Genomic DNA, 26,893 nt, shown 5'->3' with positions numbered 1-26,893 from the left:
GGTTTCGGCGGAGAGCCCCCCCCTCTCTTACCGTTTTTGCTTCCACAGCTTGGGTTTCGGCGGAGAGAACCACTCTTTCTTAAAATGAACCCATTTACAACTAACCTCAGGTCATCACAATAAAAAAAACAGTGCAGGTATCCTCCTCCCTGCACTGCTTCCTATCAAATTATAACCAATCAATCATAATCCCTGCCAAGCAGTACTTCTTTTGGTATTTCTGTTCCGCGTGTTCCACGCAGGTCTTCTTTTTCCTCACGTGGATAGAAGATGATAAAGCTTTCCGGGTTTATTTTTGCAAGTTTTCCTGGAATCTTCTCAAGTTGTGGATGCCAGCCGGTCGTCCCTCTTCTTGCGCTTATTACAACCACCAGGTCATCTGGCTGCAGGGTCGGCAGCTTGTTGTCATAGAGTGCCGTCCAACCTTCCACCCATTCGACAATAGTCGGTGGATTTGGTTTGATTTCACGCATATGCGCTTTATAAACATCTGGGAATCCTTTGATCACATAGCATTGAATGGTTGCCCCAAGATTGCTGGCGATTAATTTTATGGTTGCTAGTGCATCCCAGTACCCCGGTTTATGGTCAATCCCTCTTGGAAGAATCAGCACTATCCGTTTAGTGGTATTCAGTGGATGGCCTAGCTTAGAAATCAATACCGATACGTTCGTCTGGTCCAGGACCTGATCGATGACACCGCCAAAAATTTTCTGAGGTGCTGTACGTTCTCCGTTCCAGCCTGCAACAAGGGTGGTAATACGTTCTTCTGCGATGGCTCTGTTAATTCCAATCGCGATATTGCGGTCTACCCTTGTCGTCACACGGATAGGAACATCCGCTCCACTCGAATAGGAAACCGCTTGGCCAAGCATTTTTTCTGCTTTTGCCACATCTCCATCTGCTCCCCACATGTCACGCTGTACAACACTTAGTGCATACAATGGATGCTCAACAGAATTGGATTGTCTGATGACAAAAGCAAGGTCCATCAAGGATTCCATCGTATTTGGATTAGCAATTGGAATCAATATACGCTCTAGTGCATCGCCTTTTTGAACTGGCATCATTTCTTCTTCCAGTGCGAGTTTTCGGCCATATTTTTCAACTAAATACGGTCCAACAATACACGTAATTAAAATCATGATGATAACGCCGTTAACCGTTGCTTGATCCAACAGTCCTACATTAAATCCAACAAGGGTAGCAGCAAGTGTTGCGGCAGCCTGTGGAGTGGTTAGTCCGAAAATCACCATTTTTTCATCTTTGGTGTAGTTGTAAAATTTACTGGTTAGCACTGCGGCAATATACTTACTTACCAAAAGCCCGAGCACAATGGCAATTGTTAAAATCCATGCCTTCGCATTGCCGACAAGTACACTCAAATCCATCAGCATCCCGACAGATAACAGGAAGAACGGAATGAAAATGCTGTTGGCCGTAAATCGAATTCTGTTCATCAACGGTCCTTGATCGAAAATAAAACGGTTTAGGGCAAGCCCCACTAAAAATGCCCCGATAATCGGCTGCAGACCTGCAATAAGTGCCAGGGATCCTGCTGTGAATAGCATGACCATGACATAGATGAACTCACCTGTTCCTTCCGTCGCAATATTTCTGAAGAACCACCTAGAAAGATAGGGTGTCCCCAAAAATATAATCGCGACAAAGACGATCAACGAGAAGGTCAATTTTATACCAAAATAAATATCAAGTTCTCCTGAAGCTGCCCCTGTAATGACTGCAAGCACTAACAGGGCAAATGTATCGGTCAAAATACTTCCACCAACAGCTGTGGTTATTGCTTTACTTTTCCCAATCCCTAGACGGCTGGCAATCGGGTAGCCTAAGAGAGTATGGGAACCAAGTATGGAACCAATCAAAATAGCTGCTGCCATACTATATCCGAGCAGCAAACTTATCACCGTACCAACAGCTAATGGGATCCAAAACGAAAGCATACCATATACTATGCTTCGATTTCGGTACTTTTTAAAACCATCCAGGTCCATCTCAAGTCCGGCAATGAACATGATGAAAAGCAAACCGACCGTACCTAACAACTCAATGGTCGAGCTTCTCTCTAACACTGCCAATCCGTTTGGTCCAATGATGACTCCCGCCAAAATCGGTCCAATTAACCCCGGAATCCGCAACAATTTCATGAAATAGGGAAAAATGAAAAAGATGATCATGGCAATTGTAAAAACTAATACAGGTTCCTTTATTGGTAATTCAAACATGCTATCTTCCCCGATCATTTTATATGTAATAAGCAAAAATTATATCATGTTTTTATTACGCTAAAACAGTAATCTGATAAATTTTTAATGAAAAATTTACATTAATGGTAGAATGAAGATATTAACAGTAGTATGAACTTTTTCCTTTTTTCTCACTCATTTGTATGGGGAACGGAAAAAGATATGTCCAAAAAAGGAGTGTTCCGGCTTTATGAAAATTGATGTAATCGGTGATATACATGGGTGTATAGACGAATTTAAGGCCTTGCTTAAGAAATTGGGCTATGAAAAGATTGATGGTTTATATAAACATCCTGATAAAAGAAAACTTGCCTTTGTGGGGGATCTTACAGACAGAGGCTCTGACTCTATTGGCGTGGCGAAGATCGTTTACGCTTTGGTCGAAGCGGGACTTGGATATTATGTTCCCGGAAATCACTGCAATAAACTGTACCGTTTTCTTTTAGGAAACAAAGTTCAGCATACGCATGGATTGGAAACAACCGTGGCTGAGTTTGAGGCGCTAGATGGCGCTGAGCAGGAACGCTTTCGACAGATGTTTATTAAACTGTACGAGGATTCGCCGCTCTATCAGGTGTTGGATGATGGTAAACTAATTGTCGCTCATGCAGGCATCAAAAAGGACTACATAGGCAAGCAGGGTAAAAAAGTGAAAACCTTTGTTCTTTACGGAGATATTACCGGAGAATTTCACGAGAACGGGATGCCAGTGCGCCGAGATTGGGCACAAGAATATGATGGAGATGCATGGATTGTCTATGGTCACACGCCAGTTCGTGAAGTGAGAATCGTCCATAACACTGCAAATATTGATACAGGTGCCGTTTTTGGTGGGAAGTTATCCGCCCTGCGCTACCCTGAGATGGAGACCGTTTCTGTAGATTCGGGGATGCCGTTTGTGAAGGAGAAATTTCGGGAGTTGTGGGACTGAGAAGACCGTGGATCGGCGAGTGGTGTGGACTAGGGTCAGACTACGGTGGCGGGAGAAGCGGGAAATTCCGCAGCGGCGACGGGGCCCAGGCGATGGGCGGGCCAGGCAATAGGTCAGCTTCGGCGGCCTCGCGTCAAAGATCAACGTTTCACTCAATCGGTCGATAATGTTAGTTTACGGGCGAAAATCAGAAAATACGGGCGATTTTTCCGAGTTTACGGGCGAAATTCAAACGTATACGGGCAATTCCCATTTTCCACCACTCCCCCCTCGCCCTTCCCCCCTTAGCGCGAAAACCGCAGCCAGCAAGCCTAGCCCAGAAAAAAAGAAAGCCGACATTCCCTCAGATCGTCAGCTTTCCCCCAACACTCTTTTCATATCATCTGGCAACTCGCATTGAAAGGTCATCATCCGCTCTTCCACCGGATGAAAGAAGCTTAGCTCACAGCTATGCAACGCCTGGCGTGACATTCCAGCAAACTCAGAACCTCCATATAAACTGTCGCCAAGTAATGGATGTCCAAGATGCGCCATATGTACTCTTATTTGGTGAGTTCTACCCGTCTCTAAGCGCAATGTCATATGACTCCAACCCGCTCCATTACGAAGTACCTTATAATGAGTAACCGCACGTTGTCCATCATCCCGAACCTCTCGCTCAATGATACTGGTATCCTTGCGACCTATTGGAGCATCTACCATCCCATAAGTGCTTAGCTCTTCAGCATTCATCTCTCCATGAACCAATGCCTCATACCGCCGCTTGACGCCAAAGTCCCGTTGTTGCATGGAAAATAGATGATGGGCATGACGGTGCTTGGCAATAAGCATCAACCCTGATGTATCAAGGTCCAGCCTAGTAACAATATGGATGGTTGCGAAAATGCCAATCGATTTATAGTACCCTAGCACACCATTGGCAAGGGTGCCGAAGCGATGCTCCCGTGACGGTATGGATGCCATCCCAGCTGGCTTGTTCACCACAAGCACATACTCATCCTCATAAACGATATCCAAAGGAATGTCCTCAGCCACCAAATCTTCACTCGGCTCTTCTTTTGGAAAAAATACTTCAACCATATCGCCTTCATGTAGAACGTATCGCACAGTAACGGCGCTGCCATTGACATGCAGCGCCCCACCGTTGAATTTTATATCGATCAATGCCCCTTTGGAAATCTGTTTCTCTTTCAAGAAATCCCTTAAAAGCTTGCCTTCATCTTGCTGACCAATTTGAAAACAGAGAGAAAATTGTTCCATACAAAACCAGTCCTCTTATTTATCCGTAATAAATGAATCGCTGACTCGTTTCCAGAAAGGGAAAGGACGGAAGCGTGCAAAGCGAATCTTTTCTTTTGCTACACGGCTTTGAATAGATTTAACATCCTTATGCAGCAGCGTCAAGTGGTCAATGGTGATTTGATAGTCGACATCATTGACCGGCTTTAATAAACAGGTATGATGCTGGGGTAAAACAAGTGGTGAACCGATGGTACGGAACACTCTGTTGTTTATGGACGCCATCTCTGCCAGCTGAATGGCAGGAAGGGATGGATGCAAGATTGCCCCGCCTAACGCTTTATTATAAGCGGTACTGCCTGACGGAGTGGAGATGCACAGTCCATCACCACGGAATGTTTCAAATAACTGTCCCTTAATCTCCACATCCATAACCAATGTTCCTTCCACACTTTTAACCGTACATTCGTTCAATGCAAGGTAACGTGCTTCTCTTCCCCCATCATTGTAGCGGATTATTACTTCTAACAATGGATATTCCACAATTTGATAAGGCGTTTTGGCTATTGCGATGACCAGTTTTTCAATCTCTTCAGGTACCCAGTCGGCATAAAAGCCTAGGTGACCTGTATGGACCCCGATGAAAGCAGTCTTATCCAAGCGGCTGCGGTAGCGATGAAAGGCGTATAGAAGCGTCCCGTCACCACCGACAGAAACAACTAAATCGGGCTGATCTTCATCGTAAATCAAATCAAAATCCTGCAAGTAGGTTCTCATTTTGTGCATCAAAGTATTTGATACCGAGTCCCCTTTGGAGGTTATGGCAAATTTCATACTCCCACCCCTTTTGTTAGTTCGAATCTAGCTCTTTTTTACGAGAAAAGATGGCTTGTGCTTCTTGGATTTCTCCTCGGATTTGCGACATTTCTGCATCAAGCAAATACGCCGCCTCCGCTGCACGAACCAGTCTTTCCTTTATATCTTGAGGAAATTGGCCACTATATTTGTAGTTCAGAGAGTGCTCAATCGTTGCCCAGAAATTCATGGCAAGTGTTCTGATCTGAATTTCAACAAGGATTTTCTTTTCTCCTTCAATTGTTTGTACAGGATAACGCACTACAACATGATAGGAGCGATAGCCGCTATTTTTTCGAGAAGATATGTAGTCTCGTTCTTCTACGATTTCAAAATCGTTGCGAATCCGCAGAATTTCCACCACTCTATGTATATCATCGACAAACTGACACATCATACGGACACCAGCTATGTCCTGCATTTCATCTTCCAGCTTCTCAAGCGATATGCCTTTGCGTGTCGCTTTATCCAAGATACTTGCAATCGGCTTGACCCTTCCTGTGACAAATTCAATTGGCGAATGCTCTGATTGCATTTTAAATTGCCCGCGCATCCCTTTTAGTTTTACTTTCATTTCATCTATTGCCTGTTTATAAGGCGCTAAAAACATATCCCAGTGTTGTATCATAATTGGCCAAACCCCTTAAAAAATCTCGTTTACTCTTCTCTCCATCTCTTCCCCATAATTGGCGTTATCTTTTATATTCTCTATTAAGTACCCTAGTTCTTCTTCTATGTTTGTCAGCAGTAATGCTGTCTTATCCACGACAAGGACTATCGCTTTCTTATCTTGTAATGCCTTTTTCACATCAACCCAAAAATCATCTTTGATGCTTACGTAAATAAATTCCGTTGCTGTCTCCAGCTTATAAATAAATGCGAGATTGTCTGAATCCACCAGCATTTGATTGCTCGCAGACACCTGATCTAGCGGAAAAGAAACAGAATCCGCCTCTAGCAAAAGTTGTTGTTCGTTCCATGATGTTTTCTTGATTTCAATTCTTTTTTGCATAATAATCTCCTTCCAACCTAAATCCTACTCATATATTATCATAATTCCCTTCCTTCAACGAAATGGAAACCTAACTTTTTTCCAAAAAATTGTGTTTCTTGATTCCTATAAGAATGTCACTTAAACATTGCCTTCCCTCAAAAAGCAAGTAATAATAGAAGTATATTAAATAGGAGAGGTAAAACTATGACTAACCAGGAAATTGAAATTGAATTTAAAAACTTATTGACCTTTGATGAATTTACATCTCTCTGTTCGGCATTCAAGGTGAAATCAGCTGACTTTTTCACACAGGAGAACCATTATTTTGACACGCCTGCGTTTGTCCTAAAGGAAAAAGGTTGTGCTCTCCGCATTCGAAAAAAAGGAGACACATTTACGCTCACCTTAAAACAACCCGCTAAAGAAGGACTTTTAGAAACCCATCAGGTTGTGTCGGAAAATGAATTTCAAACGATGAAAAGTGAAAAAAACGGCTTGGTCAACGGAGTTATCTCCACTATTTTAAGGGAGGATCTTTCTATCTCCCCATCTGAAATAATCTATTTTGGTTCATTGAAAACAAATCGCGCCGAGCTACCTTATAAAGATGGGTTATTAGTATTGGATGAAAGCACTTATATGGATACTAGCGATTTTGAGCTGGAATATGAAGTGAAAGATTACAAAGAAGGCGAAAAATTATTCCATGAACTTCTTGCGGCTTATGGAATCCCTCTCCGTGAAACGAAAAATAAAATTGTGAGATTTTACGAAGCTAAAGCATGTGCATTTAAAGGAGAAGAGGGTCAAATATGAACGTAGAACAATTCAGGTCTATGATGCAACTTCAAGCCCTACAAGGATTACAAGAAAACAAGCAATCCACACAATCTGATTCCACCCTTCCATTTTCTACTGTGTTGTCGAGGATGATGACAACTAATACAGGGAATACCACGCTACCAGGACAGGGCTCTTCTTTTTCCCATCCTTTAAATACAGCATTGCTTTCTATGAATGCAAGCTTTTTGGAAGCGGAGATTGTTAAGATGACTGGCTCTGCCAAGGAGAAAATGAGTGTAGCTAGACAAACGGATTTTGAAGAGATTATTGAGGAAGCGTCTGTAAAATATGGGGTCGATCCAAAACTTATCAAAGCAATCATCCAACAAGAATCAAATTTTAATCCCACTGCCATAAGCCATGCAGGAGCAACCGGCTTAATGCAACTCATGCCTTTAACCGCAAAAGGACTTGGTGTTACAAATGCACTCGACCCTCGCCAAAACATAATGGGGGGCACTAAATATATCCGACAGATGCTCGATAAGTACGACGGAAACCTAACCCTTGCACTTGCCGCCTACAATGCTGGTCCAGGCAACGTCGACAAATACAACGGAGTCCCCCCTTTCAAAGAAACCATGAACTACGTCCGTAAAGTTACAGGGAATTATCACACTTAAATAATTTTAAAACACCACGCATGCAAATAAGCATTTCATGTGTGGTGTTTTTTATTTTAGCTAAGGAAGAGGATAACCCGTTGATTGAAGTGAAGGCACGCAGACGCCCGCGGGAGGAAAGAACAGGTGAGACCCTGCAAATGAGGAAGCCACTGAAAAACTGATAACGTAAAATTTTTTATTAATTCCTAGCTGGCGATTGGAGCAAAAGGCGAAGACTCCTGAGGGAACTAGTGCTAGGTGGAGACCCCGCAAGCATAGCGAAGCCACTGAAAAACTGATATCGTAAAGTTTTTATTAATTCCTAGCTGGTGATTGGAGCAAAAGGCGAAGACTCCTGAGGGAGCTAGCGCTAGATGGAGATCCCGCAAGCATAGCGAAGCCACTGAAAAACTGATATCGTAAAGTTTTTATCAATTCCTAGCTGGTGATTGGAGCAAAAGGCGAAGACTCCTGAGGGAGCTAGCGCTAGGTGGAGACCCCACAGGCGTAGCCGAGGAGGCTCCAGCAGTGCCCCTAGGAAAGCGAAGCCTTTTGCGGAAATCAACAGCGATGTTTAGTAAAATTTCAAAATTAAAGTCTTTTTCTGTTGCTTCGGCGTAGCCGAGAAAGCTCACGTCAGCCTCTAGGAAAGCGAAGCCTTTTGCGGAAATCAACAGCGGTGTTTAATAATATTTCAAAATTAAGGTTTTTTTCAGTGGCTTCGGCGTAGCCGAGGAAACTCACGTCAGCCCCTAGAAATATTTGGAAATAAACAGCGGTATTAATAAAATACTAAAATCAATACTTTTTCAGTGGCCACCAACGGAGTGAGGAAGCTCACGGAGCACCCGCAGGCAAGCAAAGCGCCTGTAAAGAAAATCAACTGTTTGCAAAAATTTTCTCCCAATCCAATTCCTTTTTTCCCTATATTTTGCAAGGGTGGAATCGAATTGTTTGAGATATAATAACCACATTGCTAAAATATACATACAATCGTTACTTTTGATATAAGGGAGTTAAAAATGATGGATAACATACAATCACCTTTTGAAGCTGTTGGCGGTGAGCAAGTTATTGAAGAACTTGTAGACGCATTTTACGATCGTGTAGGTCGCCATCCCAGTTTAGCTCCTATTTTCCCGAATGATCTGACGGAAACAGCAAGGAAGCAAAAGCAATTTCTTACCCAGTACTTAGGAGGACCACCTCTTTATACGAGCGAGCACGGACACCCAATGCTTCGTGCACGTCATATGCCTTTTGAAATAACACCAACGCGTGCGAAAGCATGGCTTGCATGTATGGAAGAGGCAATGGATGAAGTGGGACTTGAGGGTTCATATCGAAAAGAATTTTTTCAGCGTTTAGTACTAACAGCCCAACATATGATCAATACCCCAGACAAACCTGAAGAAAAGGAAGATTCATGTGACCTGTAATGATAAGAAATTATTTTATTTACAAAACATACAGCATACTACAAATAAACCAATAGAGATTTACTTCTTCATCGATCCGCTCTGCCCAGAATGTTGGGCATTAGAACCGATGTTGAAGAAATTATATGTGCAGTATGGTCAGTATTTTACGATCAAGCATATTGTCACTGGCCAATTGACATCCCTTAATCTTGCCAAAAAACACTATGCTGCATCAATGGCCCAAGTTTGGGAACGCACTGCTACCCGCTCCGGCATGTCCTGTGATGGGTCCTTGTGGCTTGAGAATCCGATTGAATCGCCATATGTTGCATCGATTGCAATAAAGGCTGCCGAGCTTCAAGGACGTAAGGCAGGGATTAAATACTTGCGTAAGCTACAAGAAGTATTGTTCCTAGAGAAACAGAATATCTCTGAACTCACTGTTCTAATGGAATGTGCAGAGTCTGTCGGACTCGACATGGAAGAGTTCCAAAAGGATATGAACGGGGACTGTGCGTCAAAGGCTTTAAATTGTGACTTTAAAATCACTAATGAGATGGACGTTTCTGAGATACCTACTCTAGTGTTCTTTAACGAAGATATTGAAGAGGAAGGTATTAAGGTTTCAGGCTATCATTCCTATGAAGTGTATGTGCACATTCTGCAAGACATGCTAGGGGAACAGCCATTTCCGAAGATGCTGCCACCATTAGAGGATTTCTTATCGCAGTTTTCCTTTGTAGCAACAAAGGAAATATCGGTAGTTTATAACCTGCCGATCGTAGAAGTGGAGCATGAGTTAAAGAAGCTTCAACTGGCACAGCGAGTGGAGAAGGTTCCCGTGAAGTATGGGACGTTTTGGAGATATATTGCAAATTGAGTTAGATTCACAAGGGAGAGAACGTGTATAGGAGAGAGGCAACCTACTGATGTTTGCCTTGCGATTTACCAGGATATATAGGTTTTGTATCAACTTCTTTGGCTAGTAAGGCCGAAGAAGTTGTTTTTTGATTATAGAGATTTTAAACCTTTGCTGCTTTTCGCTGAGCTATTCTAGCAAATACCTTACTTGCTTATTTTCCAGAATTTTTAAAACATTTTTCACAAATACATTGTTTTCCTAAAAGTTCCTTTGGTACTTTATCTAGCACTTTATGATCTATAGTTAGAGACATACACCAACATGTTTCATTAACCTCATCAACTTTACAGTTATTGTCCTTGTTACATATTGGGCAACTAAATTTATCCATAACATCCAACCTTTCTGGTGAAGCATATTACTATGAGAAACTTTACAAAATTAATCGGTTAATGGTTTCCTATCCAATAGTATGTATGATAGTAAAGATCTCTGTCTAGTCTGTTTCACATCTTGGACGTCTTTAGACACTCAATAATGACCTCTCACCCCCTGGTCCTTATTAAAAACATAGTTCCCCCTGTAAATATAGGAAAAGCCCTGGTCAACGGGACCAGGGCTAATCTATTGTCATTAAAGACAACAAAGGGGATGGGAGAAATTTTTCACGGTCAAACAAAGGGGTATATGTTTGTTTGTGAATCGTTTCACAGTTATAATATATCAGATGCCTCAGACTTTTGACAAGAGGTTAGACCTCTATTTCACAACTTTGTCACAATCGAATTATTTTTGTAATGGAATCTCCTTCTTTTTCGTACATATAACTAATAGAGGTACAAGTCTAGTTGGAGGGAGCAGTATCTATGTCAAAAATACCTTTTATCGTTTGCATCGTATTTATTTTGTTTAGCCTTTTCATTAATGTTCTTGGACTTATGAAGCTTTACCCCATCTATTTGACCTCGCCTTTATTATTCTTTTCTTTATTTCTTTTGATCGCGCTATTAAACAATCAGCGCAGGTTTAAAGGATTCAAATAAGACCGTTCCCATAAAGAAAAACCACCTCGTGATAAGGTGGTCTTCATTTGCATTATTAGGAAAGCAATTCTTCCATCTCTTTTAACTTCTCTTCAAAAACCTTGCAAGCTTCTTCAATCGGATTGGATTGAGTCATATCCACTCCAGCCTTTTTCAACACTTCGATTGGATAATCCGAGCTTCCTGCTTTCAAGAATTCAAGATAACGGTCTACAGCAGGCTGTCCTTCTTCTAGGATCTGCTTGCTTAATGCTGTAGCTGCACTGTAACCTGTTGCATATTGGTATACATAGTAGTTGTAATAGAAGTGAGGAATCCTTGCCCACTCTAAGCCGATTTCTTCATCAATCGTGATGTTCTCGCCAAAGTATTTCTTGTTCAATTCATAATAAGTTTCTGTTAACAGGTCCGCCGTCAATGCTTCCCCGTTTTGTGCAAGCTCATGAATCTTGTGCTCGAATTCAGCAAACATTGTTTGACGGAACACTGTACCACGGAAACCTTCTAAATAGTGGTTCAACAAGTATAGACGTTTTTTGTCATCATCCACTGTTTTTAAGAGATAGTCATTTAAAAGTGCTTCGTTGCAGGTAGATGCTACTTCTGCGACGAAAATAGAGTAATTACCATACGGATATGGCTGAGTTTTTCTTGTATAGTAACTGTGTACAGAATGGCCGAACTCATGTGCAAGCGTGAACAGGTTATTCACATTATCCTGCCAGTTCATTAAAATGTATGGGTTAGTGCCATATGTCCCGGATGAATAGGCACCCGAGCGCTTCCCTTTGTTTTCTTGAACATCCACCCATCTGTTGTCGAATCCTTCTTTTACAATATCGAGATACTCCTGACCCAGCGGAGCAAGTCCTTTAAGTAAATAGTCCTTCGCTTCCTCGTATGAAACCTTCATATTAGCTTCTTTAATTAACGGAGTATAAAGATCATACATATGCAACTCTTCTACTCCAAGAACTTTTTTACGAAGATCTACATAGCGGTGTAATAGGTGCAAGTTCTTATTGATTGTGTTGACTAGATTATCATACACTGTCTCTGGGATATTGTTATTGCTTAAAGCAGATTGACGGGCAGAATCATAGTTGCGGACCTTCGCTTGGAAGTTGTCTTTTTTCACCGCTCCACCTAATGTGCTCGAGAATGTGTTGCGATAGTTTCCGTATGTTTCATATACTGCTTTAAATGCATTTTTTCTTACTTCTTGGTCTTCGCTTTCTAAGAAGCGAATGTAACGGCCGTGCGTGATTTCTATTTCTTCCCCGTTTTCATCTTTTACAGATGGGAAAGTAATGTCTGCATTGTTTAACATTCCGAATGTGTTTGAGGATGCGGACAACACTTCAGAAGCTTCTGCCAACAATGCTTCCTCTTTCGCGGACAACACATGCGGACGCTGGCGATTGATTTCGTCTAAAGAGTGTTCATATAATGCAAGTTCTTTATTCTCTTGAAGGAACTTGGCAATGTCTTCTTCTTTCATAGTCAAGATTTCAGGCACCACAAAGGAAAGCGCGCTCGCCACTTGTGTATAAAGATTTGTGGCACGGTCATTCAATCCTTGGTAGAAGGAGTTGGTAGTATCCTGATCGTAACGCATATGTGCATATGTATAAAGCTTGCCTAATCGACTGGAGATAGAATCCTGGTACTGTAATGCTTCAAACAATGCATCAGCAGACTGGGATAGTTTCCCTTCATAATCCTTTATTTTGCCGATCATTCCCTTTACTTCTTGAAATTCTTTTTCCCATGCTTCATCACTTGAGAAAATATCCTCCAATCTCCATGTATCCTCCACAGAGATGTCTTTACGTTCTTGTAATTTCTTAACAGCAGTTTGTTCCGCCATCATTAAACCCCCTTTAAAAATAAAAAATGCATCCTTTTAACTATTCGACACGACCTTATTATTCCCTTTTTTGTTTTATTATTAAGATTGTTTTAGATGCAACAAGTATTCTAATACGATACGATCTTGTTTACACACATCTTCCATGGACGTAAAAGAAAGCTCCTTTTTAATTTTCCGATAAACAACAGGTGTTTCCCTCTTCAAAGCCCCAATGGAGACGAGAGCATCCAAGTATTCTAGCACTGCATCCTCATCTGACCCGACCGTTACAAGGGGCAATTCTCGTACAGTAATCTGGGAGCCTTTAATGCGGCGCTTAAAATTTCGCAATACAGTAGGGACATGCACGATAGAATGTAATGGTGTATGGAAAATTGAATCAAAGTAGATCCATGCCTGCCATTCAATAGCAGGCGTATGCAATCTGTAAAAAGAAGGAACAGGGAGGCCGATTTCAGCGGGAAACAACGAAAGAGGGATGTTCATTTTAGCATAGCAATATTTTCTTAAGAGATTATAGGGTTTATAAAGGGAATAGACGTACCTCCATTTCTTTTTATAGTGGAGATAATGTTCTTTCCATGATGCACTGTGAATATTCTGCATGATAGGATGCTCTCTCCAACACTTGCTTGTCACACACGAAATATAGGTGGTAGAAGTATTAAAAGAGAATGACGGGTAGAGATAATAGTAGAGTGTCGAATTGGGGCAAAATGCTAGGATATAGGGTGGACTGTGCGCATTGTGCCTTTGAAGAAATTGCCATTGAAAGGGTGAAAACTTCATTTGTGGTTGAATGTTCCCTAGCTTCTCTTTTCCAAGTATCCATATTGGCTTGATGAGCGCACTCTCATATAGTTTTGTCCTCAAGATGAACTCTGATTTAGGAATGGTAGAGCATTGAAATTCGAATGCATACTTTCGATTTTCTGTTTCGAGATAAACATCTGCTCTTTGATTGGTGCTCGGGATATAATGTTCAAGTGTTGTTGTATTATGGGAGTGGAGAAGGCTTTCATATAGCTTGGCCTTACCTTCAAGATGGTAAAGAGTTTCTGCTTCTGAGGAGGCGTTGCAGGAGTCATTCATGTGGGCAAAGTGTACTTTTCTTACCTGTCCATGTTTTAGTTGGAGAGTTTGGTGACACGCTGGACAGAAAAACAACTCTCCTTTTGTTAGGCGCTCAATATCCTCTCGATTCTTCCAATCTAATAAAGAAAAGAAAGATCCATCCTTTCTTTTTGCAACAAACATTCCAACACACCTTTCGGTAGATATTTTTACACCACTATACCATTCGCCATACTTAGACAAATTCCTTTGAAAATTTTGAAATAAATTTTATACCCGTACTTTTTCAACTCAATAACTTTAGTTTATTGGTTAACCTCCGCTGTTGATTGTAGCAAAAGGCGAAGACTCCTGAGGGAGATAGCGCTAGGTGGAGACCCCGCAGGCGTAGCCGAGGAGGCTCCAGCAGCGCCCCTAGGAAAGCGAAGCCATTTGCGGAAATCAACAGCGGTGTTTATAAAAATACTAAAATCAAGACTTTTTCAGTGGTCTCCAACGGAGTGAGGAGGCTCACGGACCGCCCGCAGGCAAGCGAAGCACCTGGAACGGAAATCAACTGTTTTGTAATTCATAAAAAAAAGCCGGAAAAATTTTTCCGGATTTATAGAAGTGGAGAGGCCAGTCTTGCCAACGATTCAAACACCTTTTGATAAAAAGGACGGTTGGCAAAAACCTCTTTTGCTATTGGTTTCGCATCATGTAAATCTTGCTCGTAATCTTCAACAAGCGTCTTCACACTATCTGTATTGTATAAAAAAGCATTCACTTCAAAATTGAGATGGAAACTTCGCATGTCCATATTGGCTGTTCCAATCGATGCAACCTGTTCATCGACCACTACCACTTTACTATGCAAAAAGCCTTTTTCATACTGATATATCTTCACTCCTGCTTCCATCATTTCTGGAAAATATGATCTTGAAGCATAGTAAACTATTCGCTTATCTGGCCGTTTTGGCACCAATAACCGGACATCCAAACCACTTAGCGCCGCAACCTTCAGTGCTGTGAAAATATCATCATCAGGTACAAAGTATGGAGAGGCAATCCATATGGAGCTGCGAGCGGAAGTAATCATGGAAAAGTATAAACTTTTGATGACTTCCCACTCCTGATCGGGGCCCCCAGCAATCATTTGAACTCCACCATATTTCTTCCCTTCCCCGTGTGCCATAGCCGGAGTCAGATAGCTCGGGGTAAGTAGAGATTCATCAGTTGCATAATACCAGTCCTGAAGAAATATTAATTGAAGTGTCCTGACAGCTTCTCCTCTTACATATAGATGTGTATCCCTCCAAAAACCAAAATATTCATCACGACCGAGATACTCATCCCCGATATTCAGGCCACCAACGAAACCTACATCCCCATCGACGACAATGATTTTCCGGTGGTTACGAAAGTTGATTTTATTGTTAAATACAGGAATCCTTACGGGTGAGAAAGATACTATTTCTACTCCTGCGGCACGTAGCTCCTTTATGTATTTACCGCCTAATTGAAAGCTGCCTACTGCATCAAACAAAAATCGTACCTGTACCCCGCTCTTCGCCTTTTCAATTAACAAATCTTTAATTTGTGTACCTATTTCATCATCTCTAACAATGTAATATTCAAAATGGATATGATGTTTAGCTTTGCTAATTTCTTCTAAAATTCTGGTGAAGGTCTGATTTCCGTTAGTTAAAACTACTGTTTCTGTATCGAAGGAGATAGGACTCCTTCCAATATTTTGTGATAGTTGAAAAATGCCTTTCTTACTCTCATCCAGAAGTCGCATATCCTGTTCAGTATACTCCCTTGTTCCTTCTACTTCTTCTAATACCTCCTTGTCTAGAAGGGCTTTCCTTTGAAAAAGCCTCCTCTTCCTGACATTTCGCCCAAATAACAAATAGAAGAAAAATCCGAGAACTGGAAAACTCCCTAAGACAACCAGCCAAGTGAGCGTTCTGGTTGGTTGTCTATTTTCAAGTGAAATTAAAAAGGCGATGAAGACCACAGAAATAGTAAAAAATATAGAAATAGATCCTAGTAACCAGCCTTCCCAAAGGCCTTGGGTCGCAAATAAAACGGCACCGATTACTAGAATAAATACGATAACACGAATGGTATTTTTCAACTGACTCACTTCTCCTCTATTCTAGAGCGCACACGCCAAATCTTTCTGTTACTTCTCGTCATTTGAATTTGAAAAAACCGATTTCAACTTGTGAAATCGGCCTTCCATTATTTTAGAGGAAAATGTTTCGTCATTTCCTTCATTGCATCGTCCTTGGCAACTTCCGAACCATATTCTTGAAGACGGTGAATGGAGATGGCTGATTCTTCCCCGTATTCTAGTAACACACTTAGTACATTGTCGATTTCTTCATCTGTATAATGCTCACTTGAAAAATCAACATATAAGTAGTAGCTTTTTTCGTAGAAGTACAGATGGTTGCTTAAGTTTTCTAAGTGCTGCAGTCGGTGACTGGCTGAAATAATATACTCAAGATCTCTAAACCGGACCATAAATTGCAGAAGGTCTTTTTCCTCTTCCTGCTTGTCGTCTTTTGCTTCATCTGTTTTCGTTGAAGAATTAAAGTGCTGGTCAAGCAAGGCTTCTATGCGCTCATCAACTGGGATGTCAATTCGCTTGTCCTCTGACACAGGAACCTCGAAGTTCTTTCCATCTTTAGATAACTGAGCTCGGGTCACAATGACTTCCAATCCCTTATCAAGGGCTTGAACTTGTATCCACAGCGGTCCTTCCACCATGAAATCTTCTTCATCATGGGCTTCATCCATCATTTCCCAGAATAATTCTTCACTACGCTCGCGGTTATACCAGATTTCTTCGCGGTCAAATCCACGTTCCTCTATATCACCATATGAAATGTAAAACTTTACCGTATGATCATTAATACGTTCGATTTCCATTCTTAACAACTCCCTTCTTATTAGGTAAATGATAAGCGTGCTCTCTTGTAAACAATTCTCATCTGAGAAATGCCAGTCTCTTATTGTCCGCTCCTCATTTTCCTCCGTCTTTCCTTGGAAGGGACCCTCCACAAATTTCTTATACCTTTATTGTTACAATTTATCCATTTAGCATAGCGAGTAAACCTAAATTCTATGCAAAGATCAGCAAATGCGGTTGGTTCCGGTCCATTTAAGCAAAACCTAGATGTGATACATCCCGTTAAGAGACAAGTAGTGACCTCAAGTACCTAGCCTTAGAGCTAGACCATGACCGCAGCATATAAAAAGAACATTGTACTATCAAGAGTGATACTTGTACTTTTATTTTATGATAAAAAAAGGAAGAATGGAAACAAAAATGCTCACATTTTCAAAAATCGTTAAAATGCCTACCCTTACCAATTGAAAAACCCCAAGGCCTGGATCTCACCCAACTTTTATGGCATATTCTCTCTTCATGACCACTATATTTATATAGGACTGGGACAAGAAGGGGCGATAACGTGGAGCTGGAACTGATAACTTCCATACTAATCATCATAGGCATTGATATTGTACTCGGCGGAGATAATGCTATTGTAATAGCGCTGGCATGTCGCAATCTTCCAGAGCGTCACCGCAACAAAGCAATCATCATTGGTACCATTCTAGCCATTGTTTGTAGAATTTTACTCACCATATGTGCCGTCTATCTCTTAGCTATTCCCTTCCTTCAATTTGTAGGTGGAGTGTTACTGGTTTATATAGCAGCACAATTAATTCTTGATCAAGGAAATGAAACGATTGTTAAGGGAAGGCACTCCCTTGGCGCTGCTATTAAAACCATAGTAATTGCCGATATCGTTATGGGAATAGATAATGTTATGGCTGTTGCAGGTGCTGCACATGGTAATTTTTATTTGGTGATCATTGGTCTGGTTTTTTCTATACCAATAATTATATGGGGGAGTAAGATTATATTAGTGGCAATGGAGAAATATCCTATAATTATCTATTTTGGAGCAAGCATATTGTGTTATACGGCAGGAAAGATGATTATTTTTGAACCTAAGGTTGCTGGTATGATCCCCGCTGGTGAGTGGCAGGCGTTTTTTCCTTATTTTCTTATCCTTTGTATGTTGGTTTTTACTGGGATTTATAAAAGACAGTTTATTAAAATACGCTGAGTGAAATTGCTACCTTAATACTTATTGATTTCCGGTTCAGGTGTTCGCTTATCCAGAGGATGGTGCTTGAGCCTCCCTCACTTGGCTGGGGGTCTCACATTTCACTATAGGGAACGATAAAGATAAAAAAACTTCTACATGACATAATGCATGTAGAAGTTTTTTGGTATTATTAGCCGTTAACTAATCTTTGTGCTTCTCTTAATTGGAAGGTTCTTACTTTTCTTGGTAAGAAACGGCGAATCTCATCTTCGTTGTACCCTACTTGTAGTCGTTTTTCGTCTATAATGATTGGTCTTCTTAACAGACCAGGGTGTTCTTTAATTACAGAATATAATTCTTGAAGCGGCATTGCTTCTACATTTATATTCAGTTTTTGGAAGATTTTTGATCTGGTTGAGATGATTTCATCTGTTCCGTCTTCCGTCATTCGTAAAATTTCTTTGATCTCATCAATAGATAAAGACTCAGAGAAAATATTTCTTTCTGTATATGGAATGTTATGTTCTTCTAACCAATGTTTTGCTTTACGACAAGAAGTACAACTTGGAGATGTATATAGGGTTACCATGAACTTTCCTCTCCTTTTTATCTAGTATTATTTGAAAGAACATGCTGAACGTTTCTAATTGTGAATCGCTCTCAATTTGAAATTACTCTAAAGAAGTAATCTCTATTGGTTATTATACACGATTTCCGACTAAAAAGGTATAGTATTTTGAAAGTCGGACAAGTTGTCACAACATGTTCAAATTTACTGCTTTAACTCCCTTTAGATTTCCGTTCCAGGTGTTCGCTTTCCTAGGGGCGGTGCTTGAGCCTCCTCGGCTACGCCTGCGGGGTCTCAAGCTACCGCTATCTCCCTCAGGAGTCTCACACCTTGCACTCTAATCTAAAGGGGATATTTAAAAGAACTTTTCACTTAAATGTAAGTTACATCTATTCAGACGTTTGGATGTCCTAGAAGGTTTCATATTATTGAAATTAGTTCTCAATATTTTTTATGCGTTCACAAAGTAGTAACAATTATATTGTTTCCATAGCCCTTCGATAGTTAGGATTTGTAAGGGTTTGTAATACATGTTAGTTTTATAATTAGACAAGATAAGTATGAGGTGATATATGTTGAAAAAATATTGGCTGCTTCCTGCCATGTTCGTACTCTTAATTTCAACCGCTTGCAGTCAAAAAGAGATTACAAGTCAGAATACAGAGTCCAATAAGATCCCAATAACAATGGCTGAAGTTACAGAGAAAAATATCAGCAATACGATTGAATTGGTCGGACTGGCCGTACCTGAAACACAAGTACCACTCCTAACTACCTCCCCCCTAACCGTTGAGACTGTTCATGTAAAAATTGGTGATATAGTGAAAAAGGGCGATTTAATTGTTTCTTTGGATTCTGAAGCTGCAACCGAGCAGGTTGTTCAAGCTCAGAGTGCAGTGACAGAGCTTGAAAATGCCCTCTCAAAAATGAAAGAAATGCAAGAGGCAGCTGAAAGTCAGGCCTCTCTTTCTGATATACCCAAGTTGCAGGCAGAATTAAACCAAAGCTTAGAAAAATCTCAAGCGCTTTTGGATGGCGTTGACACAGGGGCTGTCACTTCGCTTGATTTGGTGCAAAGCACGGTAGATGTCATGGTTAAACAGGCCCAGCTTGCTACTGCTGCCAGCCAAGTCCAACAGATGCCTACCTTCAATACCATGGAAATGGAAGCTCAATTAAATCAGGCTAGACAGGGGCTGAAGCAAGCACAGCAAATGGCTGATGCTACTTCAATTACTAGTCCGATTGACGGTATTGTTTCTGAATTGAATGTTGTAAATGATGGAATTGCGACACCCAATGTTCCAATCGGAACAATTATTCAGTTAGATAACATCGCAGCAACTTTTCAAGTGAACAGTTATCAAGTAAGTAAACTTAAAGCTGGGCAAGATGCTACTATTTCCTTTGAAGGATTATCAGATTCATATGAATCCAAAATTGAAACTGTCTCCCCTACAGTCAACCAGCAGACAAATATGTTTTCTGTCACTATTCCAGTTAGCAATTCAGAATTAGTTATTAAAGGCGGTATGAGAGCAACTGCCTATGTCGCTGTTGATAACCTGGAATCTCAAACAGTTTTACCAATGGACGCTATACTATATGAAGAAGAAAATCCTTATGTTTATGTCATTGAAGAGAATAAAGCGGTGAGACAGGACGTTGAAACCGGCTTCCGTGACAATGAATTTATCCAGATTCTAAAAGGAGTTACTAAAGGCCAGAAAGTAGCCGTTAACGGAAAAGAAAGATTAAAAGACGGTGCAGAAATAACAGAACAAAGTGAGTGAACCTATTAGATGAAAATTGCGAAGCTTTCTGTATTACGTCCCATTGCTATGTCAATGGTGATTATACTTATGTTAATACTAGGTGCCGTCAGTATGCGCGGAATGCCGGTGGACTTGTTTCCTGAATTAACTTTTCCAATTGTAGCGGTAACGACAACTTATGAGGGAGCAGGTCCTGAAGAGATAGAGAATTTGATATCTTCTCCGCTTGAGGATGCAATGAGCACCTTGCCGAATGTAGAGTCTGTCTCCTCCATTTCGCGAACAGGGGGCTCGCTCGTCCTCGTGTCTTTTACCTGGGGAACGAATATGGATTTTGCCTCCTTAGATATGAGAGAGCGTATTGATTCGGTTCGAGATTTTCTTCCTTCAGGTGCTAATCTACCGAGGGTTCTTCGCTTTAACCCAAGTGATCTTCCAATCGTTCAACTAGCCATAACAGATCCTTCTGGAGAAATGACCAAGGCAAAGCAGTTGGCCGAACAAGATATTGAACCTCAATTGAGTAGTGTCGAGGGAATCGCGTCCATTTCAGTGGAGGGCGGAGCTGAAAACGAAGTAAGAATAACATTGGATCCTAATGCCCTTTCTTCCTTTGATGTCTCTATTGATCAATTACAGCAGATTATTGCAGCCGAAAATTTAAACCTTCCAGGCGGCTCTTTAACAGATCAAAATCAAAACCTGCCAATAAGGATTACTGGGGAATATGCGTCCATTTATGACATACAGACGCTCCCCATCCCTACTCCAAAAGGAGTCATACAGTTAGACCAGCTCGGTGAAGTGAAAGAAACTCTTCAACCGACAACGCAACTCAGTTATTTAAATGGAGAACCAGCTGTCGGGATGTCTATTCTAAAACAATCCGGCAGCAACACAGTGACTGTGGCAAATGATATTGAGAAAAAGCTAGAAGAAATTAGAAAGAACTTGCCAGAAGGCGTAGAAATAAAACCGATATTCGACCAAAGTCAATTTATTGAACAATCTATAAGAGCTGTGACCACCAACATGATTGCTGGTAGTTTGCTGGCTGCACTTGTACTGTTCTTCTTTTTACGAAATGTACGCAGTACGTTAATCATTTTATTTTCTATTCCTGTGTCTATTGTGGCAACCTTTATCTTTATGTACTTTAGCGGCCAAACGTTGAACCTGCTGACATTAGGCGGACTTGCATTGGGAATTGGAATGATGGTCGATAACGCGATTGTCATTTTGGAAAATATATATCGTTTAAGACAAAAAGGATATTCCATGAAAGATGCTGCAATCGAAGGAACTAGCGAAGTCGGCCCTGCCATCATTGCTTCCACATTAACGACCGTCATTGTTTTCTTACCTATCGTATTTGTGGACGGTTTGGCAGCACAATTATTTAAACCTTTAGCACTCGTTGTATCGTTCTCATTGCTTGCCTCTTTGTTTACGGCATTAATTATTGTTCCGTTATTTTCATCTCTTCTATTAAAAGTAAATACAAACACGTCTCGCTTTGAAGAGAGATTTATGGGATTCACTAGTTGGTACCGCTCTATTTTGGAAAAGGTGTTAAGAAATCCGAAAAAGACCGTAACCTCTATAGTCATTCTATTTTTGATTTCTTTAATTGGAATACCTTTTATCGGGAAAGAATTTTTGCCTCAGCAGGATCAAAGTTTCATTTCCATGACTGTACGTTTACCTGACGGAAGCTCACTTGACGCTACATATGACGTGATGGAGGATATCGATGCACGATTAGCAGATGTTAATGAAATTGACTTGGCATTTGTTACAGTCGGTGGGACAGACAACTTTTCTGTTTCAGCTGGTACGCAGACCAATCGGGCAAATTACAGCATCCTTTTGACACCAGTTACGGAACGGAGCCGCTCTGACAAGCTCGTCGGGGACGAAATCAGGGAAAAACTTGAGAATATTCCAGGCGCTGAGATTTCCCTTTCTTCAGGAGATTCAGGGTTTTCTCAAAATCCTGTATCCTTAAGTATCACAGGTCCTGACTTGACTACACTGAAATCAATGGCAGATGAGACAGTAGAACTTCTTTCAGAGATTGATGGAATTCGTGAACCTTCCTCAAACTATACGGAAGGCAACCCGGAAATTGTGGTAGATATCGATAGAGTCAAGGCAAGCCAGTTTGGGATTGGCAGTGCACAGATTGCTTCTGCCGTTTCTAATGCAACAAAAGGACTAGTCGCATCCCGAATGGCTCGTGACGGGGCTGAACTTGATATACGTTTAACCATTGAGGATACGTATACCGCTTCCATTCAAGACTTGGAGAAATTATTGATCAATACACCAACAGGTGAAAACATACCTCTTCAAGCAGTCGCTACGGTTGAGAGAGGACAAGGTCCAAGCCAAATTAACCGTACAGACAGAAATCGTGAAATAACCGTTAATGCGGATATTGTGAACCGTGATCTTGGAAGCGTTATTGATGATGTGGAACAAACACTAAAAGAAAACATCTACATTCCTAATAATCAATATAAAATTACAATCGGTGGGCAAGATGAACAGATGAATGATGCCTTTTTCAAGCTCGGTGGAGCCCTGGCACTTGCTGTTGTACTAGTCTACATGGTCATGGCTGGACAGTTTGAGTCTTATTTCTACCCATTTATTATTATGTTTAGCGTACCGCTGACGATTATTGGAATCATCATTGGCCTATTGGTTACGGGACAACCGCTCGGTGTTGGTTCCCTTGTTGGAATGTTAATTCTGACCGGGATAGTCGTAAATAACGCTATTGTTTTTGTCGACTATGTCAACATGATGAAACGGGAAGGCAAATCAACCTGGGAAGCTATTCTGATAGCAGGACCAACTCGTTTACGACCTATCTTTATGACAGCACTGACGACCATTCTCGGCTTGATTCCATTAACCTTAGGCTTTGGAGAAGGAATGGAAATTCAGCAGCCAATGGCCATTGTAATCGTGTTCGGACTAAGTTTTGCAACCATCATTACGCTGATTTTAATACCGGTTGTTTACTATTTGTTTGATGAATTTAAGGAAAAAAGAAAACAGAAAAAGTTAGAGAAACTAGATGTTTAATAAATTTACGGGAGGATGATTAACTTGCTGAAAAAATGGGTTTTCGTTGTAATACTAGTTGTTTCAAGTTTTGTTATCTATCCTCCTGCAACTGCTGAATCTCCAGGTGAGATTACTTACATCGCCATTGGAGATTCGTTAACAGCAGGCCTTGGATCCTCCGAAGAAAATTATTTACGCATTCACGGTTTTGTTCCTCAATTCACGAAGTATTTACGACAAGAAAACAATGTTACAGTAGAGAATTATGGTATTCCAGGTCTTTCCTCCACTGGCTTGTTGGCATTACTGACCGCAGATGAGGCTTTGCAAAATCGCTTAAAGACAGCTGGAGTTATTTCTGTTTCCATCGGAGGCAATGACTTCTTACAAACTATTCGCTCCGTCCCAGAGAGCGAAGAAGAGTCAGCACTAAATATTCGTATGGACATTTTGAAAAGGACATATCAAGAGACCTATAAGTTGTTGCGTGAATTGAATCCTGATGCAACTATCATTCTTTTAGGACTCTATAATCCCTATCCAAAAAACCATGAGTGGACAGACCTCGGAACGAAGTATGCCCCATTGTTTAATGGCTTTATCGAAGAGTTTGGAGATGAGCCTAAAACACTTGTAATTGACCCATATGAAGCCTTTGAGGGAAATGAGTTGGAGTGGACGCACATCTCGGAAGATGATATACATCCTAATGATAAGGGATACACAGAGATTGTCAGCTTGATGAAAAATGCTTATGAAAAAAGTCTAGAGTGATAGAAGAATCCCCCGGTAATAAAGCATGCAGCTTATTATTTCCGGGGGATTTTATTATTCATTATAATTTTGATAAGATATCTTCATTATCATCATCTTCATCATAAGTAAGTACGTTGTCAACTTTATCATAAGATTGACCGTACAATTCTTTATCTTTATACGTATGAATTTGCTCGTATGTAGCTTTCATCCCCTCATAGATGGCTTCTTCACTTGCATCCGAAGGTGACCAATAGAGGATTTCCATCGCATTCACTTCATTTGTGGCAAGAGAGCGACGTCTATAGCCGATAGATGAAGCATGTTCAAAGCCTTCTCTTTTATAAAAACGAAGTCTTTTCTCTGTATCTGTATCTTCGTAATCAACAGGCTCCACTTCTAAAATAATCGGCTTGCCTTTTTCCTTCATTTTATCTAAAAGCTTATGACCAAGACCCATTCCTCTGGCATCTTTTGATACAAACAAGTAGTCAATAAAGAGAAAGTTATCAAGTTCCACATACATTAGTACATGGTGCTCTCCTTCATCTTTATGATAGATGTCCCCTCTCTCTTTTAAAAGGAGCTCCATATGCTCCCTCGATTTCATTTCTTCTACTGGAAAATACTGATTTAATTTTTCATACCAATTCATTCTGTAAAAAGACTCCCCTTTCGTTATTTCTCTATGTACATATTAAGTATAACAAACTTGAACAGATTTCAGTGTTAATATACCCTCTTCCTTTTCTCTTAAACATACCATACAATAAGAGTAAGGTTGTTTTTTGTATACGATTACATAAGACAAAGGGGATGTTTGGTGTTGTTTGAGTATTTCATGGATTTTACCATCGTTGCTTTATTGGTGATTGGTATAACCGCTGTTATGGGTGTGGTTACAAATGGTATCGGAGAAAAGCTTTTTGGCGGTAAAAAAGGCACTGAAAGCTTTGATAAGTCAGCCAGCATGCAAGCCGGGTGGAAAAGTATTGGTGGAGGGAAAAAGAAATAGCAAAAAAAGCTGCCAGATAATTGGCAGCTTTTTTTCTTAGTCATTTAACGGGGTAAAATCAAGACCTTCTGTATAGCTGTTACCTGCATTCCAAATCAAATACTCTTTAATTCCATTTTCGTTTAATGCCTTGATTTGATCTTCCACTTCTTTTGGGCCATATGGAATATAATTCCCTGCCCCAAGCCAAGTTGCGGTAAAGTCCTGAATCCATGGTCTTGATACAGGTCTGTTTTCCAGTTTATCCAGCTTGTCATTTTCAAGCTTGGAATACGCAGCAATTAGCTTATAAGGTTCTGTATCTGGTTTTGCAATTCCAAAATACGCTGTCCAGTGACTTGGATAAATCATCGACGAGATTACATCCACATGTTCTGAAATCCGACTGAAATTCTGACCGATTCCAGGTGCTTCCGGCAATGTTGCCGTATAACCAAAGATATCCACGGACACTTGAACATTGTAAGGTTCTAATCTCTCACGTGCATAGGCTACGAAATCTGTCACCGCTTCAACCCGCTTTTGCACATTATCTAAATCTAAGTCTTTGTACTCGCCATAGGTATATTCAAGGGTTGTATCTCTCTTTTCAAAGCCTTCAGGAAATCTGACATAGTCAAACTGTATTTCCTGAAACCCCATTTTTGCCGCTTCAATCGCAATATCAATATTGTAATCCCACACTTCTTTTAGGAAAGGACTAACAAACGCCTCTTCACGACCGTTCACCCATACTTTGCCGTTTTCCTGAAAAGATAAGTCTGGTCGCTTCTTCGCTAACACCGTATCCTTGAAAACTACGATTCTACCAATTGGATATACTTCATTTTCCTCCAAGGTTTTCATCATTTTTTTCGGGTCCTTAATATAAGGCTGTGCAATGTCCTTGAATGGGGAATCTTCTTCCTCCGGTATGTAAGTAAGGTACCCATGATCATCTTTAATATCAATAACCATTGCGTTTAGATCTGTCTTGTTGAGAAGATCGAGTAAACGTGGAAATCTTTCCCCACCTGCAGAGTGACCAGTTACATAGATTCCTCTAACAGCATCAGGATAAGTGAATGTATAACCTGAATCAAAAGCAAATCTAGCAATTGAAATTGGCAACTCTCGAGTCTGCATTTCAACATTTTTAGTTGCATGTTGTGCAGCTTGTCTTACTTCTTCTCCTTCAGCTTCTGCTTGAACAAGTGTTCCACCAAATACGAAAATTCCGACTGCAGCCACCAGACCACCAATCATTTTTTTCATCATTTCATTTCAAAATCCCTTCTCTTATATGCTATCTCTATTATACTGGAAAATCGTTGTTTTTTTACCTTTTTCAACAATTTCCTTCAAAATAATCCGAGAGAACTAGTGTGTTGTGGTGAAGGGGTTACTGTGAGATTACATCTTGGGGCCTCCGTAACTGTTTTGGGCTTTTGCGTGGGAAAGATGGGGGTGCTCTCTTACTGTTTTTGCTTTGGCGGGAGGATTTCGGGAGGAGAGACGGGTTCTCTCTTACCGTTTTCGCTTTGGCGGGGGGTTTTCGGGAGGAGAGACGGATTCTCTCTTACCGTTTTCGCTTTGGGGGAAGGATTTC

23 protein-coding genes are annotated in these 26,893 nt (G+C 40.8%); 10 read left to right on the top strand and 13 right to left on the bottom strand.

Annotated features, from left to right (window positions below; genetic code table 11):
• Positions 1–179: 179 nt before the first annotated feature.
• Complete coding sequence (locus tag AAV98_RS16590) at positions 180–2,243, bottom strand: cation:proton antiporter domain-containing protein (protein WP_060666652.1); 2,064 nt, start codon at positions 2,241–2,243, stop codon at positions 180–182.
• A 211-nt stretch (positions 2,244–2,454) separates the two neighbouring features.
• On the opposite strand from AAV98_RS16590, the gene prpE reads away from it, so the two are divergent.
• A complete protein-coding gene (gene prpE / locus AAV98_RS16585) occupies positions 2,455–3,195 on the top strand; it encodes a bis(5'-nucleosyl)-tetraphosphatase PrpE (RefSeq protein WP_060666651.1) in 741 nt (246 codons plus the stop codon).
• 351 nt (positions 3,196–3,546) lie between these two features.
• On the opposite strand, the gene AAV98_RS16580 is transcribed toward prpE, so the two are convergent.
• From AAV98_RS16580 to AAV98_RS16565, 4 genes are read right to left on the bottom strand one after another with little or no spacing between them, the layout of a single operon-like run.
• Positions 3,547–4,455 carry an RluA family pseudouridine synthase gene (locus tag AAV98_RS16580; RefSeq protein ID WP_060666650.1) on the bottom strand — a complete coding sequence of 303 codons (909 nt, stop codon included), beginning with the start codon at positions 4,453–4,455 and terminating at the stop codon, positions 3,547–3,549.
• A gap of 15 nt (positions 4,456–4,470) precedes the next feature.
• Positions 4,471–5,268 (bottom strand): NAD kinase, encoded by a 798-nt coding sequence (locus AAV98_RS16575; RefSeq protein WP_060666649.1) that lies wholly within the window; start codon positions 5,266–5,268, stop codon positions 4,471–4,473.
• A gap of 16 nt (positions 5,269–5,284) precedes the next feature.
• A complete protein-coding gene (locus AAV98_RS16570) occupies positions 5,285–5,917 on the bottom strand; it encodes a GTP pyrophosphokinase (RefSeq protein WP_060666648.1) in 633 nt (210 codons plus the stop codon).
• A 15-nt stretch (positions 5,918–5,932) separates the two neighbouring features.
• Positions 5,933–6,301 carry a hypothetical protein gene (locus AAV98_RS16565; RefSeq protein WP_060666647.1) on the bottom strand — a complete coding sequence of 123 codons (369 nt, stop codon included), beginning with the start codon at positions 6,299–6,301 and terminating at the stop codon, positions 5,933–5,935.
• A 186-nt stretch (positions 6,302–6,487) separates the two neighbouring features.
• Here AAV98_RS16565 and AAV98_RS16560 point away from each other — a divergent pair, with 186 nt between their 5' ends.
• From AAV98_RS16560 to AAV98_RS16545, 4 genes are all read left to right on the top strand, one after another.
• Positions 6,488–7,099 (top strand): CYTH domain-containing protein, encoded by a 612-nt coding sequence (locus AAV98_RS16560; RefSeq protein ID WP_060666646.1) that lies wholly within the window; start codon positions 6,488–6,490, stop codon positions 7,097–7,099.
• A complete protein-coding gene (locus AAV98_RS16555) occupies positions 7,096–7,749 on the top strand; it encodes a lytic transglycosylase domain-containing protein (protein WP_060666645.1) in 654 nt (217 codons plus the stop codon). The genes AAV98_RS16560 and AAV98_RS16555 overlap by 4 nt, the downstream gene beginning before the upstream one ends.
• Positions 7,750–8,753: 1,004 nt before the next feature.
• Positions 8,754–9,170: a globin domain-containing protein gene (locus AAV98_RS16550; protein WP_060666644.1), complete on the top strand. Its 417-nt coding sequence runs from the start codon at positions 8,754–8,756 to the stop codon at positions 9,168–9,170.
• Entirely contained in the window at positions 9,160–10,032 is an 873-nt protein-coding gene (locus AAV98_RS16545) for a ClpXP adapter SpxH family protein (protein ID WP_060666643.1), read from the top strand. The genes AAV98_RS16550 and AAV98_RS16545 overlap by 11 nt, the downstream gene beginning before the upstream one ends.
• A gap of 193 nt (positions 10,033–10,225) precedes the next feature.
• On the opposite strand, the gene AAV98_RS20955 is transcribed toward AAV98_RS16545, so the two are convergent.
• From AAV98_RS20955 to mecA, 5 genes are all read right to left on the bottom strand, one after another.
• Positions 10,226–10,405, bottom strand: coding sequence for a cysteine-rich CWC family protein (locus AAV98_RS20955; RefSeq protein WP_082380934.1), 180 nt, complete (start codon positions 10,403–10,405; stop codon positions 10,226–10,228).
• 707 nt (positions 10,406–11,112) lie between these two features.
• A complete protein-coding gene (pepF, locus tag AAV98_RS16540) occupies positions 11,113–12,927 on the bottom strand; it encodes an oligoendopeptidase F (protein WP_060666642.1) in 1,815 nt (604 codons plus the stop codon).
• Positions 12,928–13,008: 81 nt separating this feature from the next.
• Positions 13,009–14,187, bottom strand: a complete 1,179-nt coding sequence (locus AAV98_RS16535) for a competence protein CoiA (protein WP_060666641.1) — start codon at positions 14,185–14,187, stop codon at positions 13,009–13,011.
• Between the two features lie 418 nt (positions 14,188–14,605).
• Complete coding sequence (gene cls / locus AAV98_RS16530; RefSeq protein WP_060666640.1) at positions 14,606–16,123, bottom strand: cardiolipin synthase; 1,518 nt, start codon at positions 16,121–16,123, stop codon at positions 14,606–14,608.
• Between the two features lie 107 nt (positions 16,124–16,230).
• A complete protein-coding gene (mecA, locus tag AAV98_RS16525; protein WP_060666639.1) occupies positions 16,231–16,923 on the bottom strand; it encodes an adaptor protein MecA in 693 nt (230 codons plus the stop codon).
• A 545-nt stretch (positions 16,924–17,468) separates the two neighbouring features.
• Between mecA and AAV98_RS16520 the strand changes: the two genes are divergently transcribed.
• Complete coding sequence (locus tag AAV98_RS16520) at positions 17,469–18,131, top strand: TerC family protein (RefSeq protein WP_060666638.1); 663 nt, start codon at positions 17,469–17,471, stop codon at positions 18,129–18,131.
• A gap of 172 nt (positions 18,132–18,303) precedes the next feature.
• Here AAV98_RS16520 and spxA read toward each other — a convergent pair whose 3' ends face one another.
• Positions 18,304–18,702, bottom strand: a complete 399-nt coding sequence (gene spxA / locus AAV98_RS16515; protein ID WP_060666637.1) for a transcriptional regulator SpxA — start codon at positions 18,700–18,702, stop codon at positions 18,304–18,306.
• A 551-nt stretch (positions 18,703–19,253) separates the two neighbouring features.
• Here spxA and AAV98_RS16510 point away from each other — a divergent pair.
• From AAV98_RS16510 to AAV98_RS16500, 3 genes are read left to right on the top strand one after another with little or no spacing between them, the layout of a single operon-like run.
• Positions 19,254–20,474: an efflux RND transporter periplasmic adaptor subunit gene (locus AAV98_RS16510; protein ID WP_060666636.1), complete on the top strand. Its 1,221-nt coding sequence runs from the start codon at positions 19,254–19,256 to the stop codon at positions 20,472–20,474.
• Between the two features lie 9 nt (positions 20,475–20,483).
• Positions 20,484–23,552 carry an efflux RND transporter permease subunit gene (locus tag AAV98_RS16505; RefSeq protein WP_060666635.1) on the top strand — a complete coding sequence of 1,023 codons (3,069 nt, stop codon included), beginning with the start codon at positions 20,484–20,486 and terminating at the stop codon, positions 23,550–23,552.
• Positions 23,553–23,576: 24 nt separating this feature from the next.
• On the top strand, positions 23,577–24,308 hold the full coding sequence (locus tag AAV98_RS16500; protein ID WP_060666634.1) for an SGNH/GDSL hydrolase family protein: 732 nt from the start codon (positions 23,577–23,579) through the stop codon (positions 24,306–24,308).
• Between the two features lie 61 nt (positions 24,309–24,369).
• Here AAV98_RS16500 and AAV98_RS16495 read toward each other — a convergent pair whose 3' ends face one another.
• Entirely contained in the window at positions 24,370–24,945 is a 576-nt protein-coding gene (locus tag AAV98_RS16495) for a GNAT family N-acetyltransferase (RefSeq protein WP_060666633.1), read from the bottom strand.
• Between the two features lie 171 nt (positions 24,946–25,116).
• On the opposite strand from AAV98_RS16495, the gene AAV98_RS16490 reads away from it, so the two are divergent.
• Positions 25,117–25,305, top strand: a complete 189-nt coding sequence (locus tag AAV98_RS16490; protein ID WP_156317830.1) for a hypothetical protein — start codon at positions 25,117–25,119, stop codon at positions 25,303–25,305.
• 36 nt (positions 25,306–25,341) lie between these two features.
• Here the strand turns inward: AAV98_RS16490 and AAV98_RS16485 are convergent, their stop codons facing one another.
• Entirely contained in the window at positions 25,342–26,562 is a 1,221-nt protein-coding gene (locus AAV98_RS16485; protein ID WP_156317827.1) for a putative glycoside hydrolase, read from the bottom strand.
• Positions 26,563–26,893: the final 331 nt, after the last annotated feature.

The sequence above is a fragment of the Bacillus sp. CHD6a genome, from assembly GCF_001293645.1.
Taxonomy (GTDB): Bacteria; Bacillota; Bacilli; order Bacillales; family Bacillaceae_I; genus Sutcliffiella_A.
This window is presented reverse-complemented; position numbering and strand designations above follow the sequence as displayed.

Coding starts and splice junctions, on each gene's coding strand:
- prpE (WP_060666651.1), top strand. CDS start 2,455: ATGAAAATTGATGTAATCGGTGATATACATGGGTGTATAGACGAATTT.
- AAV98_RS16565 (WP_060666647.1), bottom strand. CDS start 6,301: ATGCAAAAAAGAATTGAAATCAAGAAAACATCATGGAACGAACAACAA.
- AAV98_RS16550 (WP_060666644.1), top strand. CDS start 8,754: ATGATGGATAACATACAATCACCTTTTGAAGCTGTTGGCGGTGAGCAA.
- AAV98_RS16495 (WP_060666633.1), bottom strand. CDS start 24,945: ATGAATTGGTATGAAAAATTAAATCAGTATTTTCCAGTAGAAGAAATG.
- AAV98_RS16510 (WP_060666636.1), top strand. CDS start 19,254: ATGTTGAAAAAATATTGGCTGCTTCCTGCCATGTTCGTACTCTTAATT.
- AAV98_RS16485 (WP_156317827.1), bottom strand. CDS start 26,562: ATGATGAAAAAAATGATTGGTGGTCTGGTGGCTGCAGTCGGAATTTTC.
- mecA (WP_060666639.1), bottom strand. CDS start 16,923: ATGGAAATCGAACGTATTAATGATCATACGGTAAAGTTTTACATTTCA.
- AAV98_RS16560 (WP_060666646.1), top strand. CDS start 6,488: ATGACTAACCAGGAAATTGAAATTGAATTTAAAAACTTATTGACCTTT.
- pepF (WP_060666642.1), bottom strand. CDS start 12,927: ATGGCGGAACAAACTGCTGTTAAGAAATTACAAGAACGTAAAGACATC.
- AAV98_RS16580 (WP_060666650.1), bottom strand. CDS start 4,455: ATGGAACAATTTTCTCTCTGTTTTCAAATTGGTCAGCAAGATGAAGGC.
- AAV98_RS16570 (WP_060666648.1), bottom strand. CDS start 5,917: ATGATACAACACTGGGATATGTTTTTAGCGCCTTATAAACAGGCAATA.
- AAV98_RS16505 (WP_060666635.1), top strand. CDS start 20,484: ATGAAAATTGCGAAGCTTTCTGTATTACGTCCCATTGCTATGTCAATG.
- AAV98_RS16590 (WP_060666652.1), bottom strand. CDS start 2,243: ATGTTTGAATTACCAATAAAGGAACCTGTATTAGTTTTTACAATTGCC.
- AAV98_RS16555 (WP_060666645.1), top strand. CDS start 7,096: ATGAACGTAGAACAATTCAGGTCTATGATGCAACTTCAAGCCCTACAA.
- AAV98_RS16575 (WP_060666649.1), bottom strand. CDS start 5,268: ATGAAATTTGCCATAACCTCCAAAGGGGACTCGGTATCAAATACTTTG.
- AAV98_RS16535 (WP_060666641.1), bottom strand. CDS start 14,187: ATGTTTGTTGCAAAAAGAAAGGATGGATCTTTCTTTTCTTTATTAGAT.
- AAV98_RS20955 (WP_082380934.1), bottom strand. CDS start 10,405: ATGGATAAATTTAGTTGCCCAATATGTAACAAGGACAATAACTGTAAA.
- spxA (WP_060666637.1), bottom strand. CDS start 18,702: ATGGTAACCCTATATACATCTCCAAGTTGTACTTCTTGTCGTAAAGCA.